Source organism: Sphaerisporangium sp. NPDC049003 (genome assembly GCF_043197795.1).
Taxonomy (GTDB): Bacteria; Actinomycetota; Actinomycetes; order Streptosporangiales; family Streptosporangiaceae; genus Sphaerisporangium.
The window spans coordinates 128,209-144,853 of record NZ_JBICTU010000025.1 but is presented as its reverse complement, the minus strand read 5'-3'; the positions used below and the strand labels follow the sequence as shown (position 1 = coordinate 144,853).

At 71.4% G+C, this 16,645-nt stretch carries 16 protein-coding genes and 1 pseudogene; 12 read left to right on the top strand and 5 right to left on the bottom strand.

The genetic code is table 11. The features are described 5' to 3' along the window. Nucleotides 1-100: 100 nt before the first annotated feature. From fdxA to ACGFIV_RS26645, 3 genes are all read left to right on the top strand, one after another. Nucleotides 101-427: a ferredoxin gene (gene fdxA / locus ACGFIV_RS26655; RefSeq protein WP_358550405.1), complete on the top strand. Its 327-nt coding sequence runs from the start codon at nucleotides 101-103 to the stop codon at nucleotides 425-427. Between the two features lie 122 nt (nucleotides 428-549). Beyond that, a complete protein-coding gene (dapC, locus tag ACGFIV_RS26650) occupies nucleotides 550-1,629 on the top strand; it encodes a succinyldiaminopimelate transaminase (protein ID WP_358550403.1) in 1,080 nt (359 codons plus the stop codon). Nucleotides 1,630-1,640: 11 nt separating this feature from the next. Beyond that, a complete protein-coding gene (locus ACGFIV_RS26645) occupies nucleotides 1,641-2,300 on the top strand; it encodes a DUF4178 domain-containing protein (protein ID WP_358550401.1) in 660 nt (219 codons plus the stop codon). A 68-nt stretch (nucleotides 2,301-2,368) separates the two neighbouring features. On the opposite strand, the gene ACGFIV_RS26640 is transcribed toward ACGFIV_RS26645, so the two are convergent. Next, complete coding sequence (locus ACGFIV_RS26640) at nucleotides 2,369-3,148, bottom strand: hypothetical protein (protein WP_358550399.1); 780 nt, start codon at nucleotides 3,146-3,148, stop codon at nucleotides 2,369-2,371. A gap of 107 nt (nucleotides 3,149-3,255) precedes the next feature. Between ACGFIV_RS26640 and ACGFIV_RS26635 the strand changes: the two genes are divergently transcribed. The 3 genes from ACGFIV_RS26635 to ACGFIV_RS26625 all read left to right on the top strand — a co-directional run bounded on the left by ACGFIV_RS26635 (nucleotide 3,256) and on the right by ACGFIV_RS26625 (nucleotide 6,219). Beyond that, complete coding sequence (locus ACGFIV_RS26635) at nucleotides 3,256-4,092, top strand: 2,3,4,5-tetrahydropyridine-2,6-dicarboxylate N-succinyltransferase (RefSeq protein WP_358550397.1); 837 nt, start codon at nucleotides 3,256-3,258, stop codon at nucleotides 4,090-4,092. After that, on the top strand, nucleotides 4,085-5,158 hold the full coding sequence (dapE, locus tag ACGFIV_RS26630; RefSeq protein WP_358550395.1) for a succinyl-diaminopimelate desuccinylase: 1,074 nt from the start codon (nucleotides 4,085-4,087) through the stop codon (nucleotides 5,156-5,158). The genes ACGFIV_RS26635 and dapE overlap by 8 nt, the downstream gene beginning before the upstream one ends. Nucleotides 5,159-5,430: 272 nt before the next feature. Beyond that, nucleotides 5,431-6,219 (top strand): TIGR00730 family Rossman fold protein, encoded by a 789-nt coding sequence (locus ACGFIV_RS26625; RefSeq protein ID WP_358550393.1) that lies wholly within the window; start codon nucleotides 5,431-5,433, stop codon nucleotides 6,217-6,219. 71 nt (nucleotides 6,220-6,290) lie between these two features. On the opposite strand, the gene ACGFIV_RS26620 is transcribed toward ACGFIV_RS26625, so the two are convergent. After that, a complete protein-coding gene (locus tag ACGFIV_RS26620; protein ID WP_358550392.1) occupies nucleotides 6,291-7,535 on the bottom strand; it encodes a cytochrome P450 in 1,245 nt (414 codons plus the stop codon). A 247-nt stretch (nucleotides 7,536-7,782) separates the two neighbouring features. Further along, nucleotides 7,783-8,166: pseudogene (locus ACGFIV_RS26615) on the bottom strand (AMP-binding protein); the annotation flags it as partial. On the opposite strand from ACGFIV_RS26615, the gene ACGFIV_RS26610 reads away from it, so the two are divergent. Beyond that, nucleotides 8,071-8,340 (top strand): hypothetical protein, encoded by a 270-nt coding sequence (locus ACGFIV_RS26610; protein WP_358550424.1) that lies wholly within the window; start codon nucleotides 8,071-8,073, stop codon nucleotides 8,338-8,340. The pseudogene ACGFIV_RS26615 and the gene ACGFIV_RS26610 overlap by 96 nt on opposite strands. Before the next feature lie 198 nt (nucleotides 8,341-8,538). Here ACGFIV_RS26610 and ACGFIV_RS26605 read toward each other — a convergent pair whose 3' ends face one another. After that, a complete protein-coding gene (locus tag ACGFIV_RS26605; RefSeq protein WP_392838054.1) occupies nucleotides 8,539-9,939 on the bottom strand; it encodes an FAD-binding oxidoreductase in 1,401 nt (466 codons plus the stop codon). A gap of 165 nt (nucleotides 9,940-10,104) precedes the next feature. On the opposite strand from ACGFIV_RS26605, the gene ACGFIV_RS26600 reads away from it, so the two are divergent. From ACGFIV_RS26600 to ACGFIV_RS26590, 3 genes are all read left to right on the top strand, one after another. Continuing rightward, nucleotides 10,105-10,587: a hypothetical protein gene (locus ACGFIV_RS26600; protein ID WP_358550389.1), complete on the top strand. Its 483-nt coding sequence runs from the start codon at nucleotides 10,105-10,107 to the stop codon at nucleotides 10,585-10,587. Nucleotides 10,588-10,646: 59 nt separating this feature from the next. Further along, nucleotides 10,647-14,144, top strand: a complete 3,498-nt coding sequence (locus ACGFIV_RS26595; RefSeq protein ID WP_358550387.1) for a BTAD domain-containing putative transcriptional regulator — start codon at nucleotides 10,647-10,649, stop codon at nucleotides 14,142-14,144. Nucleotides 14,145-14,216: 72 nt separating this feature from the next. After that, entirely contained in the window at nucleotides 14,217-14,804 is a 588-nt protein-coding gene (locus ACGFIV_RS26590; RefSeq protein ID WP_358550421.1) for a TIGR00730 family Rossman fold protein, read from the top strand. Here ACGFIV_RS26590 and ACGFIV_RS26585 read toward each other — a convergent pair. Then, nucleotides 14,781-15,065 carry a hypothetical protein gene (locus ACGFIV_RS26585; RefSeq protein ID WP_358550385.1) on the bottom strand — a complete coding sequence of 95 codons (285 nt, stop codon included), beginning with the start codon at nucleotides 15,063-15,065 and terminating at the stop codon, nucleotides 14,781-14,783. The two genes, ACGFIV_RS26590 and ACGFIV_RS26585, sit on opposite strands and share 24 nt — an antisense overlap. 106 nt (nucleotides 15,066-15,171) lie before the next feature. On the opposite strand from ACGFIV_RS26585, the gene ACGFIV_RS26580 reads away from it, so the two are divergent. Further along, the gene (locus ACGFIV_RS26580) at nucleotides 15,172-16,029 is read left to right on the top strand and encodes a hypothetical protein (RefSeq protein ID WP_358550383.1); all 858 of its coding nucleotides are present in this window, start codon (nucleotides 15,172-15,174) and stop codon (nucleotides 16,027-16,029) included. A gap of 48 nt (nucleotides 16,030-16,077) precedes the next feature. Then, nucleotides 16,078-16,635, top strand: coding sequence for a DNA-3-methyladenine glycosylase I (locus ACGFIV_RS26575; protein WP_358550381.1), 558 nt, complete (start codon nucleotides 16,078-16,080; stop codon nucleotides 16,633-16,635). Nucleotides 16,636-16,645 lie beyond the last annotated feature (10 nt).

Below are 16,645 nucleotides of genomic sequence, written 5' to 3'. Positions count from 1 at the left end.
TTCCCCCCCTCCCGTTTCAGACATGTGGCCAGCACGGCAATACTAGGTCTAGCAACCCGCGGTCGAGTCGTGCGAAGGCGCGGAGAAGAAGGAGCCCGAGGTGACCTACGTCATCGCGCAGCCTTGCGTGGATGTCCTGGACAAGGCGTGCATCGAAGAATGCCCCGTCGATTGCATCTACGAGGGCAACCGCATGCTCTACATCCACCCAGACGAGTGTGTGGACTGCGGCGCGTGCGAGCCCGTCTGCCCGGTCGAGGCGATCTTCTATGAGGACGACACGCCCGACCAGTGGAAGGACTTCTACAAGGCGAATGTGGAGTTCTTCGACGAGCTGGGCTCGCCCGGCGGAGCTTCCAAGGTCGGGAAGATCGCCAAGGACCACCCGATCGTGGCGGCCCTTCCGCCGCAGGCAGAGGAGCACTGACCTTCGGCCTGCCCGTGGTCATGAGGTGCCGCCGGGTACCGTGGCCTCTGGTCGCGGTACCGCCGGTGACATGACCGGCCGCCGACATCCATGATCGCGCTGGACTTCTGGGGGGTTTCTCGGTGATCGGGCTGCCTGACTTTCCGTGGGACCGTCTGGTGCCCTACAAGGAGCGCGCGCTCGCGCACCCTGGCGGCATCGTCGACCTGTCGGTCGGCACCCCCGTCGACTCGGTGCCCGCCGTGGCGCAGGAGGCGCTCGCCGGCGCGGCCGACAGCCCCGGGTACCCCCTCACTTACGGCACCGAGCGGCTCCGCCGCGCCGCCGCGGGCTGGCTCGCCCGCCGCCACGGCGTCACGGTCGACCCCGCCGGCGTCCTGCCGACCATCGGCTCCAAGGAGCTGGTCGCCTGGCTGCCCACCCTGCTCGGCGTGGGCGCGGGCGACCGCGTGGTGATCCCCGCCCTGGCGTACCCCACCTACGACGTCGGCGCCCGCATCGCCGGGGCGACGCCGTACGCCACCGACGGCCTGCTGGGTCTCGGCCCCGAGCGCGTGCCGCTGGTCTGGGTGAACTCCCCGTCGAACCCCACCGGCCGCGTGCTGCCCGCCGAGCACCTGCGCAAGGTCGTCGCATGGGCGCGCGAGCGGGGCGCCGTCGTGGCCTCCGACGAGTGCTACATCGAGCTGGGCTGGGAGGAGCGGCCGATCTCGATCCTGCATCCCGATGTCTGCGGCGGCTCCCACGAGGGCCTGCTCGCGGTCCACTCGCTGTCCAAGAGGTCCAACCTCGCCGGCTACCGCGCGGCGTTCGTCGCGGGCGATCCCGCGCTCGTCGGGCGGCTGCTCGAGGTGCGCAAGCACGCCGGCATGATCGTGCCCGCGCCCGTCCAGGCCGCGATGACCGCCGTCCTCGACGACGACGAGCACGCCGACGCGCAGCGCGATCTGTACGCCGCGCGACGCGCCCTGCTGCGCCCGGCGCTCGAAAAGGCCGGGTGGCGTGTCGAGCACTCGACCGCGGGCCTCTATTTGTGGGCGACCGACGACCGTAACTGCTGGGAGCAGGTTCAAGCCCTTGCTGAAATCGGCATTTTGGTTGCGCCGGGCGACTTTTACGGACACGCCGGTTCATCACATATCCGGATCGCCATGACAGCAACTGACGAACGGGTCAATGCGGCGGTGCTCCGCCTCCAGTAGGATCCCGCGGCATGACCGTTGCGGTCGTGCTCGCAGTGAGCGCAGCCATCTTCGTCGTGGTGCTGGGAGCTTTTCTCGGCACGCGACGGCCCGAGAAGACGGCTCGACCGGCTCCCAGACCCCCTGAGCCGGCACCCGAGCCGAGTTCGTCGCACCCGGCGCTGGCCCGCCCGGTCGTCCTGGACCCCGACTACCTCGATCCGAGGACGATCAAGGTCGGGGACACCATCGACCGTCAGGGGTCGCGCTCGCGCGTCCTCGGCGCCCTGCACCTGTCGTGGCAGGGCGACCAGTGGATCGAGTACCTCCTGGAAGAGGGGGTGCGCCACTACCTGTGGCTGTCGGTCGAGGAGCGCCAGGGGGCGACTCCGGACGACCCGCCGCACCTTGAGGTCTACCTGTGGACGCCGGTCCCGACCCAGGGCATGGTGCCCGCGAAGAGCATGCTGATCATGGAGAACGTCGAGTTCTTCCCGATCGACCGTGGGACCGCCGCCTTCCGCTCCGAGGGCACGACCGGCTATCCCGAGCGGGGGCTGGTCGACTTCGCCGACTACCGCGCCGCCGACGGGCGGCTGCTGAGCTTCGACCGGGTGCAGGGCCAGGCCTGGACCGCCGCCTACGCGCAGCCCCTCTCGCCCGGCTCGATCAACGTCGAGCGCATGCTCTAGACGCGCGGAGGGCAAGTTTCAGGCCCGCGGAGCGCATGCTCCAGCCGCTGCTCCGGCCGCGCGGAGCGTCAGGCGATCTCGACCTTGCCCGCTGAGGACTTGGCGTCGGTCAGCCAGCCGTCGTGGCCGGTCGCCGACTTCCACGCGACGCCGGCGTAGCGAACCTGGTGCAGGCCGTACTTCTGGGCGTGGGCGACCGACCAGGCGGCGATCAGCCAGCCCCTGCGCTGCGTCGCCGCGCTGATCTGGTTGCCGTCGCTGGTGGTGTCCCCGAGGGCCCTGCTCAGCTCCTTGCGCGCCTTGGCGGTCTGGGTCGGCACGGGCTTGTCGGGGAGCGGGTACCAGCAGTGGACGGCCTTCGGGACGCGCCCGGTGAACGCCCCCGCGAGGATCTTGGCGTCCGCCTCGTGCTGGGCGTACGCGGAGCCGTCGGCGGACCGCTGCACGGCCTGGGCCGCCTCGTGCAGCGGCAGTTTCTGGTAGCGCTTGACCTTGACCAGCGCCGAGAAGAACTTCTGTGTCGCGTACACCGGGTCCTGGAGCTGCTCGACGGTGCCCCAGCCCTGCGAGGGGCGCTGCTGGAACACCCCCACCGAGTCGCGGTCGCCGAACGGGAGGTTCAGCAGTTTGGACTCCTGGATGGCCGTGACGTACGCGATCTCGACGGCCCGTTCGGGCAGCCCGCGGCGCGTGGCCACGGCGGCGATCGTGGCCGCGACCTGCGCCTGCTCGATCTCCAGGTCGAGCGTGCCGAGGGTGGTCTTCACCTCGCAGTGCTCACCCAGAGCGAGCGGCTTGGCCTTGTTCAGCAGCTGATAAATCCCGAAAAATATCGCTACGCCAAGCACGACGACGATGCCCGTAATCGTCAGAACCGCTCGTGAGAATCGCCGTGCCACGCACAAGAACCTACCGGCCCAGCCGAGGTCCCCGTGCGGCACTAAGCTCCCCTTGCATGAGCGAGACCTTCGAAAGCCCCTTGTCGGCCACCGTGGACGAGCTGTGGGAGCGGCGCGCCGAGCTGTCCCCCGATGACGCCGAAGCACGTGGCGTGATCGTCGCCGCCGTCGACATGCTGGACACCGGAAAGGCCAGGGTCGCCTTCGTCGACCACTCCTCCGGTGACGTGATCGTGGACGAGCGGGCCAAGCGCGCCATCCTGCTCAGCTTCCGGGTCCTCGGCATGGTCAGGAGCCAGGTCGGCGACTTCCACCACAACGACCGCATCCCGCTGAAGACCTCCCTTGAAGGCGTGCGCGTGGTGCCGGGCGCCATCGCCCGCTGGGGGGCCTACCTCGCCTCGGGCGTCGTGCTGATGCCGTCCTTCACCAACATCGGGGCGTATGTCGACAGCGGCACGATGGTGGACACCTGGGCCACGGTCGGCTCCTGTGCCCAGATCGGCAGGAACGTCCACCTGTCGGGCGGTGTCGGCATCGGCGGCGTCCTTGAGCCCCCGAACGCCGTCCCGGTCGTCGTCGAGGACGAGGCGCTGATCGGCAGCCGCTCGATGATCGTCGAGGGCGCGCGGGTCGGCAAGGGCGCCGTGGTGGGCGCCGGCACGATCCTGACCTCGTCCATGCCCGTCATCGACGTCCAGACCGGCGAGGAGATCAGCCGGGGCCACGTCCCCGACTGGTGCGTCGCGGTCGGCGGCACGCGCCCCAAGGAGTTCCCCGGCGGCACTTTCGGGCTCCCGTGCGTCCTTGTGCTCAAGCGGCTCGCGGCCGGCCGGCGACACGACAAGGCCGAGCTGAACGACGTACTGCGCCAGCATGGCCTCAATGCCTGAGACGGCGCCGCTCGACCTCTCCGGTGACGTACGGGCGCTCACGGCCGCGCTGGTCGACATCGAGTCGGTCAGCGGCGGCGAGAAGGCTCTGGCCGACGCGGTCGAGGCGGCCCTGGCCCCGCTGCCGCACCTCACCGTCGTGCGCGACGGTGAGGCCGTCGTGGCGCGCACGGATCTCGGGCGCTCCGAGCGGGTGGTCGTCGCGGGCCACCTCGACACCGTGCCCCTCGCCGGGAACCTCCCCTCGCGCGTCGAGGGCGACCTGCTGTACGGCTGCGGCACCTCCGACATGAAGAGCGGCGTCGCCGTCGCGCTGAAGCTGGCCGCCGGGGTGCCGAGCCCCAGCAGGGACGTCACGTACGTCTTCTACGACTGCGAGGAGATCGAGGCCGCGCGCAACGGGCTGGCGCGGCTCGCCCGCACCCGTCGCGAGCTCCTGGCGGGCGACTTCGCCGTGCTGATGGAGCCCACCGGCGGCGAGATCGAGGGCGGCTGCCAGGGCACCCTGCGGGCGCAGGTCGTCACCGAGGGCAGGCGGGCCCACAGCGCCCGCTCCTGGTACGGCGTCAACGCCATCCATGCCGTGGCGCCCATCCTGGACCGCCTGAACACCTACGAGGCGCGGGAGCCGGTCGTGGACGGCCTCGGCTACCACGAGGGGCTGAACGCCGTCGGCATCGCCGGAGGGGTCGCGGGCAACGTCATCCCCGACGAGTGCGTGGTGACGGTCAACTACCGCTTCGCCCCCGACCGCTCGCTCGACCAGGCCCAGGCACACGTGCGCGAGGTCTTCGACGGGTACGAGGTGCGGTTCACCGACGGAGCGTCCGGCGCGCGCCCCGGGCTGACCCATCCCGTGGCCGCCGCGTTCGCGCAGGCCATCGGCGGGACTCCCCGGGCGAAGCTGGGCTGGACCGACGTCTCGCTCTTCTCCGAGCTCGGCGTCCCCGCGGTGAACTACGGTCCCGGCGACCCGAACATGGCGCACCAGCGGGGCGAGTACGTGTCGCTCTCCGCGATCGCCGAATGCGAGCGCAGGATGCTGGCCTGGCTCGGCGCTCCGTGACCGTGGGGCACTGACCGTACGGAATCGGGGCCGCGCCGCTTCGCGGAGCGGGCCGTAAGGCGTCCGCGCAAAAGAAAGTGGCTTTCCTCGCCGGCCATTTGGCGGGGAAAGCCACTTTCAGTCCCGAGCAGCACCCTCGGCTCTTAGACGCGACCTCGCGAAGAAACGGTTCCCCTGCTCCGAGCAGATTTTTCAAGATTCTTTGGGGCCTGGGTGAGACCTTCCCATCCGGTGCGGCTTACGCGCTCGCGCGGGCGGTTAGCGTGATTCGCATGAACAAAGCACCTCGCGAGGAACGCCGTCAGGGACCGTCTCTGGTCCGGGGGAAGTTCCTCCCCGACACCACCTATGACGAGAGACTCCTCGACCAGCGCGGATCCACCGAGTGGCTGCACATGGACCCCTGGAGGGTGCTGCGCATCCAGGCCGAGTTCGTGGAGGGGTTCGGGCAGCTCGCCGAGCTGCCGCCCGCCGTCACCGTCTTCGGGTCCGCGCGCACTCCCGCCGACAGCCCCGACTACGCGCTGGGCGAGCAGGTCGGCAAGGCTCTGGCCGAGGCCGGGTACGCCGTCATCACCGGCGGCGGGCCCGGATGCATGGAGGCGGCGAACAAGGGGGCGCGCCAGGCCGGCGGCGTCTCGGTGGGGCTCGGCATCGAGCTGCCCTTCGAGCAGAAGCTGAACGACTATGTGGACCTCGGCATAGAGTTCCGCTACTTCTTCGTCCGCAAGACCATGTTCGTGAAGTATTCGCAGGCCTTCGTGGTCATGCCTGGCGGCTTCGGGACTCTCGACGAGCTCTTCGAGGCCATCACGCTCGTCCAGACGGGGAAGATCACCACGTTCCCGATCGTCCTCGTGGGAACAGAGTTCTGGAAGCCGCTCATCGACTGGATCAAAGACACCCTGCTGGTCAGAGGCATGATCTCCGAGGATGATCCGAAGCTGTTCCACGTCACGGACGATCCGGACGAGGCCGTCCGCCACATCGTGGCCGGCCATCAGCAGGCGGCCGTCGAATCCCGTGTCCGGGCCGCCACCGCAGGGGCCGAGGCAACCTGACTCCACGGTCGGCCCGGCCCCCGGCAGCGGCTGGAGAGGCCGCTGCCGGGTATCTGAGCGGGTCTAGAGGGTCAGCTGGCGGCCGCCTGGCCGAGAAGGACGGGTAGCTCGCGGTGTCCGTTGGACATGAAGGACTCCAGGGGACGGAGTTGGTCCACTGGACTGGCGAGAGCGAGGCCGGGGAAGCGGTCGAACAGCGCGGGCAGGGCGATCTCCGCTTCCAGGCGGGCCAGGGGCGCTCCGAGGCAGAAGTGGGTGCCGTGCCCGAACGACAGATGGCGGTGCCGGGTGGGACGCTGGATGTCGAACCGGTCCGCGTCCTGGCCGTGCAGGTCAGGGTCCTGGCCGGCGGCGGCGTATCCGATCACTATGGCGTCACCGGCGTGGAACACCACCCCACTGGCTGTGTCGTTGATGTCTTCAACGGCGAAGCGCATGATCAGGTTGGCGACCGGTGCCTCCTTGCGGAGGGTCTCGTCGATCACGTCGTCCCAGGTGGCCTGGCCGGTGCGGACCAGGGCGAGCTGGTCGGGGTGGCTGAGCAGGTTCACGATCGCGTGGTCCAGGAGATTGACCGTCGTCTCGTGCCCGGCGCCGATGAACAGGAGAAGCGTGTCGAGGACTTCCTGTTCGGACAGGTTCGAGCCGTCCTGGTCGTCGCGGGCCGCGATCAGGGCGCTGGTGAGGTCGTCGCCGGGAGCCTGACGCTTGGCGGCGATGAGCTCGGCGAGCATCATGTAGATCTCGCGGGCGTTGGCCGCGGCCTGTTCCTCGGTGAGGTTGGTGGCGAACAGGCCGCCGACGGTGCGGCGGAACCCGTCGTGTGCCTCTTCGGGGACGCCGAACAGTTCACTGATGACCAGAAGGGGCAGCAGATAGGCGAACTGATCGCGCAGGTCGACGGCGCTGTCGGCGGGGGAGGCGGCGAGTCGCGCGAGGAGATCGTCGGTGATCTTCTCGATCGTCGGCTTCAGCGCGGCGGTCCGGCGGGGAGTGAAGGCGGCGGACAGCAGGCGGCGTAGGCGGGTGTGCTCGTCGCCGTAGGCGGTGAGCGCGCTGCGGACCTCCACCCAGGGGCGCAGTGGCCAGTTCTCCGGGATCTCACCCTTGATGAAGGCCGGCCAGTGCTGGTGGGCGTCCTTGGACACCCGGGGGTCGCTGAGCAGTCTCTTGATCAGGGCGGGATCGGTCACCGCCCACGCCACCACTGCACCAGGAAGTTCCACCCGCGTCGCGGGGCCCTGGGCGCGGAGGAGCCGGGCTTCGGCGTGGATGTCCTTGCCGGCGGGGTCTAAACGGTGGGGGCAGGTGTCCATGAGTCTCCAGACATCGTGATAGGTGGGTAGGTGACAGGCAGTATGGGCCGCCCGCCTGGCGGCGGGCGGGTGGGTCAGTACATGGACGAGCCCTGGCTGAGCGTGAGCTCCTTGATGTCGCCGGCATCGGGAGAGACCGCCGCGTTGCCGCCGGAGAGGATGGCCACCACGGGCCCGGCCGGCAGCGCAGCAGGTTCAGGGTGTTGCGGTGTTCCACCACCACGCCCTTGGGCGTTCCGGTGGATCCGGAGGTGTAGATGACATACGCCGCGTCGCTCGGATCTCCGGGCACATAGGGCGCCCCGTCGCCCGGCGCGACGTCGTCGACGAGGATGGTCTCGGCCCCGGTCAGGATGGCCGTCCGGCGCAGCGCGGCCGAGGTGATCACTGTGGAGAAGGCGGAGTCCTCGGCCATGAACCGCAGCCGCTCGGCCGGGTAGGCGGGGTCCAGCGGCACATAGGCCGCTCCCGCCTTCCACACCCCCACCAGCGCGGGCACCAGCCACTCATCGCGATCCAGGCAGACTCCGACCAGGTGGCCGCGTCCGACGCCCTTTGCGGCAAGGGCGCCTGCGACGTCGTCGGCTCTGCGGTCCAGATCGGCGTAGGTGAGTCGGCTGGTACCCGCCACGACGGCGACGCGGTCCGGAGTACGACGACTCTGGTGCGCTATCGCCTCGTGGACGCGACCTGGCAAGCCGAAGTCGTCGGTCGCCGTTGCGGTCTCCCCCTGCCACGCCGTCCGCAATTCGACGCGTGTCGCATCAACGGTCACTTCGTCCTCTTTCCCACCAAGATCACGTAGGTGACGAGAGTTTGTAAGGCCCCGCCTAATTTGCCAAAGCGTGAAACAGGGGACTTGTAGCCGTCTTGGAGCGACTTGTGATCCAACTGCGCGGGCGGCGACCGGCAGGTGGGGTGCCGGTCGCCGCCCGCATGCGCGGCACGGTCGCGGAAAGGTCCGGCACGGAAAGGTCTCCGTACCGCCCCGGCGAGACCGGGCTCAGCCGCGCGGCACCACGTGGCCGAAGCGGAAGAGGCCCGCCGGGTCGTACAACCCCTTCAGCTCCACCAGTTTGCGCAGCACCGGCTCCGGCCAGGCCCGGGAGATCCGCTCCGGAGAGAGGTCGCCGCCCTGGAAGTTGATCAGCGTGCTGCTCGCCGACCAGGGGGCGAGGGCGCCGATCACCGCCTGGACGCTCGCCGGCACGACCATCTCCATCAGCTCGGGGACCGGTGCGCCGATGACCAGCAGGGAGAAGGCGGCGTCGCGCCCGCCGACGGCGTTCGGCTCCTTGGGCGCGCGGGCCAGCGCGCCGCCGAGCTGCCGCAGTTCCACGACGGCCAGCGGGATCTCCGCCGAGGGACCGGCGACGGCCAGCAGCGCCTCCACCGTGTCCTCGGTCAGCTCGCGGAGCGAGCCGCCGCGCTCGTAGACCGGCATCGGGGCGACCGGGTCGTTGTGGATGGAGTCGATCGCGGTGTAGGGGAGGTGCCCGATGGTGTCGAGCACGGGCTCGGCCACGGCGCGCATGGGGGCCAGCAAGCCCTCAGCCTCCTGGGCGTCTCCGAGGTGGGCGAAGCGCAGGTGGACGACGAACCGTCCTCGCAGCTGCGGCGGCAGCTCGGGCAGCGGCGGCAGCCGGAGCAGCGCCACAGAGGTGGTGGAGGACTCCGGCAGCGTGCCGGTCCAGGTCCGGTAGGCGTGCAGGACCCGGGCCGCGTCGTCAGCGGCGTAGTAGAGCCCGCCGGCGTACAGGGTGGTCACAGGGAACAGGTCGACGGTGATCGAGGTCACCACGCCGAAGCTTCCCTTGCCTCCGCGCAGCGCCCAGAACAGGTCGGGCTCGCGCCCCGCGTCGACCGTGCGCACGATGCCGTCCGCCGTCACCACGGTGATCTCCCGCACGTGGTCGGCGGCGAAACCGAAGGTCCTGGCGATCGGGCCGACGCCGCCGCCGAGGGTGAAGCCGACCACACCGACGGAGGTCGCCGAGCCGCAGAGCGGGGCGAGGTCGTACGCCGACGCCGCCGCGACCACCTCGGTCCAGGTGCAGCCGGCGCCGATCCGGGCCGTACGGGCCAAGGGGTTGACGTCGAGCTCGCGCATCCTCGACGTGGTGATCAGCAGCGCCCCGTCGGCCGCCTGCACGGCGCCGTGGCCAGTGGCTTGGACGGCGACGGGCAGCCCGCGGACGGCCGCGAACCGGACCGCCGCCGCGACGTCGTCCTCACAGGTGGCGGCGACGACGAGGGCGGGGTGGTGCCGGACGGCGAGGTTGAATCCGGAAACCTCCTGCTCGAAGCCGTTCTCGCCCGGGGACAGTACGGGTCCGGAGATCTGGCTGCGCAGCCCCGAGAGGTCGATGCCGAGGTGGTCCGCTGACGGGCGGGCGGTACTCATTGATCATCTCCTGATGACGAGAGGTTGACGCTCCAGTTGTCTCGCATGGCGTTTGGAATTCTCTGGCGGACGACTTGTGCCGTCCCTGACCCGGCCGGTGGACGGCGGGCCGGGATACTAGCGACGCCCAAGACGCCTCCTAGCCGCGGGCGAGATCCTGCGGGCATGTCGTCGCCATCCGAGTTCCGGCCGCCCAGTACCCTGCTTCTGCGCGAGGTGCCGGCGCACACGGGCACGGCCGGTGGGCAGATCCTCGCCCCCGTCCTCACCGCAGCCCTGCGCGAGGCTTCGGCCGTCCGCTGCCGCGTGTACGTGCTGTCGGATCTGGCCGGTCCCGCCGCCGCGCCGCCGCTCGCCGCGGCCCTGGTAGAGACCGATCCGGCCGCCCACCGGGCGCGTCTGAGGGCACTGACCGTCATCGGGCCGTACCGGGGGCTCGGGCTGGAGCGCCGGCTGCTCGGGGAACTGCTGACCGAACTGCGCGCGGCCGGGGTCCGGCAGGTGTGCTACCGCGCGGAGCCGGGAGCCGGTGACCTGCCAGCGCTGCTGCGCTCGTCAGGTTTCACCGGCGACGAACGTACGCCTTGTCAGTACGATGAGCCAGGCATCGGGCCCCTGGCGGTCACCTGGCTCATCCGCGAGCTGTGATGGAGACGGCCCTAGGCGTCATCCGGAGCCCGGCGATCGAGATGGACGGAGCCGTCAGAGTGAGCAGAACCGGCGTGCCGGACGACGCGAGCGCCGCACACGATCTGGACTTCCGGATTCTCGGACCGCTGGAGGTCGTGGACGGAGCTGGAACGGTCCTCGACCTCGGTTCCCGCAAGCAGCGTGCCGTGCTGGCGCTGCTCACGCTGAGCGCGCCGCACGTCGTCCCCCTCGACCAGCTCATCGACCGGCTGTGGACGAACGAGCTTCCGTCCAGCGCCACCGGCACGCTCCAGGCGTACATCTCACAACTGCGCAGGGTCCTCGAACCCTGGCGCAGCCCCCGTTCCCCCGCCCGCGTCCTGCGCACCCGGGAGCCGGGCTACCTGCTCGACATCGCCTCCGACCAGCTCGACGCCAACCGCTTCACCCGGGCCGCCGAGGCGGCGCACGCCGCCCTCGCGGAGGGCAGGCCGGAGGACGTCGATCGCGTCCTCGACCCGGCGCTGAGCTCCTGGCGGGGTGAGCCGCTCGCCGACTTCCCTGACGACGCCTTCGCACGGGCGACCGCGGCCCGGCTCGCCGAGGTCCGGCTGTCGGCGCTGACGGTCCGGGCGGAGGCGTGGCTGGCCATGGGACGGCACGCCGAGGCGGCCGTCGAGGCCGAGCGCCTGCTGCAGCACGACCCCTACCGGGAGGGACTGTGGGCGCTGCTCATGCGCGCCCTGTACGTCGGGCACCGGCAAGCCGAGGCGCTGTCCAGCTACCAGCGCTGCCGCGTCATGCTCGGCGAGGAGCTCGGGCTGGTCCCGAGCCCGGAGCTGCGCCGCCTCGAACGGGCGATCCTCGAACAGGACGAGACGCTCGCCGGCACCTGGCCGTCCGCGGCGGCCCCGGCCGTCGCGTCCGCCGTCCGCGTTTCCCCTGCCGGCCGGACCCGGGGGGCAGGGCAGGAGGAGGGCCCCACGCCCCCGGCGCCCGCGGCCGGGGAACCGGAGCCGGGTGCGGGCGGCCGGCGCCCGCCGAGGCTCGTCGGCCGCGAACCCTATCTGCGCCGCATCAGGGAGCGGCTGGACGACCTCGGGCGCGGGACCGGCGGGGTGCTCCTGGTCAGCGGCGAGTCGGGCATCGGAAAGACCCGGCTGGCCGAGGCGGCCGCGGGGCTCGCCGCCGAGCGGGGCATCACCGTGGCCTGGAGCCGGTGCGCCGAGGGCAGCGGCGTCCCCGCGTTCTGGCCGTGGCTCCAGGCGCTCCAGGAGCTGGACGGCACGGGCTCCGGTGAGCCGTCGAAGGTCGTCGCCTCGCTTTCGGGCGTCGACCGTGCGGCCGACACGGGCGACCCGGACACGGCGCGGTTCCTGCTCTACGACGCCGTGGGCAAGACGCTCGGGCAGCTGACGGCCACATCGCCCGCGCTGATCCTCATGGACGACGTCCACTGGGCGGACGCCGCGTCCCTGAAACTGCTGACTTTCCTCGGCGGGGATCTGCACCGGATGCCGCTGCTCGTGCTCGCGACCATGCGCCCGGAGTCCGGCAGGGCCCCGGAGCCGCTGGCCGACGCCCTCGGTGAGCTGACCCGGCAGCGCGGTACCGAGAGGATGGGCGTCACCGCGCTCACCTCCGAGCAGATCGCCGACTACCTGGACGACGTCGACCAGGCGGCCGCCAGCCCGGAACTCGCGGACGCCCTGCGCGACCGCACCGGCGGGAACCCGTTCTTCCTCGGCGAGCTGCTGCGCCTGCTGGCCAGCGTCCACTCTCTCGACCAGGTGGCCGTGGAGGACGTGGTCGCGCTGGCGGTGCCCGACGGCGTCAGCGACGTCATCACCCAGCGCGTGTCGCGCCTGCCCGAGGACTCCCAGACCCTGCTGCGGGCCGCCGCGGTGATCGGCAGGGACGTCGACTCGGCCGTGCTGGAGACCGCCACGGGCATCGGCGGCGCACGGCTGATGATGCTGCTTGAGCCCGCGGTCGCCACCGGGCTCCTCATCGAGGTCGACGGCGGGTGGGACTACCGCTTCTCGCACGCCCTGGTCAGGGAGGCGCTGTACGCCAGGCTGAGCCGGCTGCAGCGGGCGCAGCTCCACGGCAGGGTCGGCGAGGCGATCGAGACCCTGGCCCGGGGGGACCTTGCCTCGCGGCTGCCGGTGCTGGCCCACCACTTCGGGATGGCCGCGCGGGTCGGCTACTCGGAGAAGGCGACGTCGTACGCGGCCCAGGCGGCCAGGCAGGCCGCCGACCGGCTCGCCTACGACGAGGCGGTCATGTTCTGGGAGCAGGCGCTCGCCTCGCTCGACCCGTCCGCGCCGGACTCCGCCTCGACCCGCTGCACGCTCCTGATCGAGCTCGGCCGCGCGCGCCGGGTGACCGGGAACGTGCTCGGGGCCCGCGTCGCACTGGACGAGACCGTGACGCTGGCCGGCCGCCTGGGCGACGACGCCGCCGTGATCGAGGCCGCGACGGTGTTCGGCGGGGTCACGCTGTGGAACTGGCGTTCCTACGGAGTCGTGGACCAGGGCATGGTGGGCGTGCTGGAGGACCAGCTCGCCAGGCTGGCCCCCGAGCTGGCGTTCCGGCGCGCCGAACTGCTCGGCACGCTCGGGGTGGAGCTGTACTACGGAGAACGCCGCGACGAGGGGCGGCGGCACGCGGCGGAGGCCGTCGAGCTGGCGCGCGGGATCGGCGACCCGAGGCTGCTGGCACGCACGCTCAACAACTTCGTCATCACCGCGTGGACGCCCGAGCACGACGAGGAGCACCACCGGGCGGCAGAGGAGATCCTCACGCTCCCGGGCCTGCCCCGCGTCACCGAGATCATCGCCCGCCTGCACCGGATGCCCGCGCTCCTGCGGGCCGGCATGCTCGCCGACTACGACGCCGAGCTGGCGCGCTGCCTGCGGATGACCGCCGAGGTCCGGATGCCCGAGATCGAGGCGCAGGTGACCTTCGCCGCGGTGGGCCGGGCCATGCTCGGCGGCGACTGGCCGGAGGCCGACCGGCTGGCCGCGATGGGCACCGGCAGCTACCGCCGCACCAGCCTGTGGGGGGCCGACCCCCTCAAGCTGATCTACGCGTTCTTCTCCGACTGGTGCCGGGGACGGCAGGGCGCGCACGTACGGGGACTGGTCGACGCCGGCGCCGACGACTCCAACCGGCTGCTGCGGCCGACCGCCGTGCTCGCCGCGGTCGAGGCCGGGGAGGAGGCGCTGGCGCACCGGCTGATCGACCGCTGGGGCGTCAAGGCGGAGCGGGACTGGTCATGGCAGTTCGTGACCTGGCAGTGGGGCCTCGTCGCCACCAGGATCAGCCGTCCCGACCCCTACTGCCTGCTGGCCGAGCTGGAGCCCATCGCCGGCGAGCTGGTGACGCTCGGCACGGGCTGCGTCTCGTGGGGCGCCCTGCACGACGTCGTCGCCAGGCTGAAGCGCGCGACGGGCGACACCGCCGGCGCGCTCCACCACGCGGAGGCGGACCGGGACACGCACCGGCGCCTCGGCCTGCGGCACCTGGAGAACCGCGGCGCCGCCCTCCTCCGCGAACTGCGCGGCGGCTGAAGCGGGGGGACGAATGATCAGTCGCCGCCCCTTTCCGGACGAGAAGGTCTGTGTAGGGTTACCGGCGTGGATATGGCGATCTGTGTGTTCTGTGCCTCCAGCCAGAAGATCGACGGCAAGTACATCGACCTCGCCACCGAGGTCGGCACGGAGCTGGGCCGGCGCGGGCACACCCTCGTCAGCGGCGGCGCCGTGGTGTCCTGCATGGGCGCGGTGGCCCGTGCCGCGCGGGAGGCCGGAGGCCGCACGGTCGGCGTGATGCCTCAGGCGCTGGTCGACCTGGAGATCGCGGACACCGACTCCGACGAGCTGATCATCACGACCGACATGCGCGAGCGCAAGGGCGTCATGGACGCCAGGTCGGACGCGTTCCTGGTCCTGCCCGGCGGCATCGGCACGCTGGAGGAGCTCTTCGAGATCTGGACCTCGCGCACGCTCGGCCTGCATGACAAGCCGCTGGTGATCCTGGACCCGTGGGGCCTGTACTCCCCGCTCCGCCGGCTCGTCGACGGCATGTACGACGAGGGGTTCACCCGCCCCAACGTCTTCGACGCGATCTCCTGGACCACCACGGTCGAGGAGGCGCTGCACCACCTGGAGAGGCCGGGCCGTCCCCTGACCCCCCACGCCGAGGAGCTAGGCGAGGCCGCGCCGAGCTAGCTCCGGGGGCCGCCGCCCGGCCAGCGACTCGGTCATGTCGATCGCCAGCCGCACCTGCTCCTGGTGGTCGGTGCGGAACACGCGGGCCCCGAGCCAGGCGAACACCGCCGCCGTCGCGAGCTGCGTGTTCTCGTCCCCCGAAAGGGTCACCACGACCGTACGGCCCGCGCGGGCGTGCCGCTCGACCTCGGAGGCCGAGCCCGCCTCCACCCAGGAGGCGTCCAGGGGCCCGTCGGGGCCGGTAACGAGTACGGGCGTCATGCGCCGATGGTGCCACATGCTTCCGCGTACGTTCCAATGCGCGGGCGGATCAAGGCACCGGGGCAAGTGGGCGCGCTCAAAGGCACCGATGTGGCACGATTCGTATGTGCTGGTCCTACTCGCCGTCGCCGCGCTCGCCGTGCTGTTTTGCGTGGTGATGGTCTCGCAGGGGCGCGGTGGCGAGCTGACGGAGTTCGCCCCCGATGTGCCGCCCCTCGACCTTCCCGAGCCCGGGCAGCTGACCGCCGTCGACTTCATGGCGCTGCAGCTGCCGGTGAGCCTCGTCGGGTACCACACCCCGAGCGTCGACGAGACGTTGCAGCGGGCCGCGACGGCCATCGGCGAGCGTGACACCCACATCGCCGTGCTGGAGCAGCGCGTCGCCGAGCTGCTCGCGGGTCGCCTCCAGGCTCGCCAGGAGTCGTACGCGCGGCCGTCCTGGGCGCCCGATCCGTCGGAGCCCGCGACGGAGCAGGAGCTCGCCGCGGGTCCTTTCGCGACGGCGGAGCACCCGCCCGGCGTCGCAGGAGGGGAGGGAACGGCGGCGGGCGCGCACCAGAACCTCTTCGACGCCATCACCCCGGCCCCCGGCCTGGTCCAGGTTCCCGGCGAGGACACCGACCCGCCCGGGACGCCGGGCGAGCCCGAGGACACCGACTCCGCGAAGGAAAAGCCCGAGGACGCCGACTCCGCGAAGGAATCGGACCCCTCACCGGAGCTCGCCCCGGATGGGTCCAAGGAGCCCTCCGGAGAACTCCCCTCGGAAGGGTCCAAGGAGCCCTCCCGGGAACTCCCCTCGGATGCCAAGGAAGCGAGCTCCTCCGGCAAGGCCGAGAGCGCGTCCGAGGAGCCCGCGAGCGGGACCGCTTTCGGGGAGCCCAAGAGCCCGCCCGGGAAGCACTCGGCGTCCAACGGGGGCGGCGTCGCGACGGGCGGCCGCACCGAGGCGGAAGAGGCCCGCTGACCCCTCGGCCTGTGAGCCTTCGCCCGCGAGCTTGTAACCTCGGGGGCTGTGACCCCTGAGCTTGTGCGTTGCGGCTGGGTGACCACCGCGCCCGACTACATCCGCTACCACGACGAAGAGTGGGGGCGGCCCGTACGCGGCGACGACCTGGTGTTCGAGCGGCTGACCCTGGAGGCGTTCCAGTCGGGCCTGTCCTGGCTGACGATCCTGCGCAAGCGCGAGAACTTCCGCGCGGCCTTCGCCGGCTTCTCCATCCCCGCCGTCGCCGCGTTCGGCGAGCCCGATGTCGAGCGGCTGCTGGCCGACGCCGGCATCGTCCGCAACCGGGCCAAGATCGAGGCGGCGATCGCCAACGCCCGCGCCGCCGCCGAGCTTCCCGGAGGCGTCTCCGAGCTGGTCTGGCGGTACGCCGACCCGGCCGCGCCCATGCCGAAGACGCTCGCCGACGTGCCCGCGACGTCGGCGGCGTCCAAGGCCCTGGCCAAGGAGCTGAAGCGCCACGGCTTCCGCTTCGTCGGCCCGACCACGGCCTACGCCCTGATGCAGGCGATCGGCCTGGTCAACGACCACGTGGCCGAATGCTGGGTGCGCGACAGCGTCGCCTGACGCCCGCCGT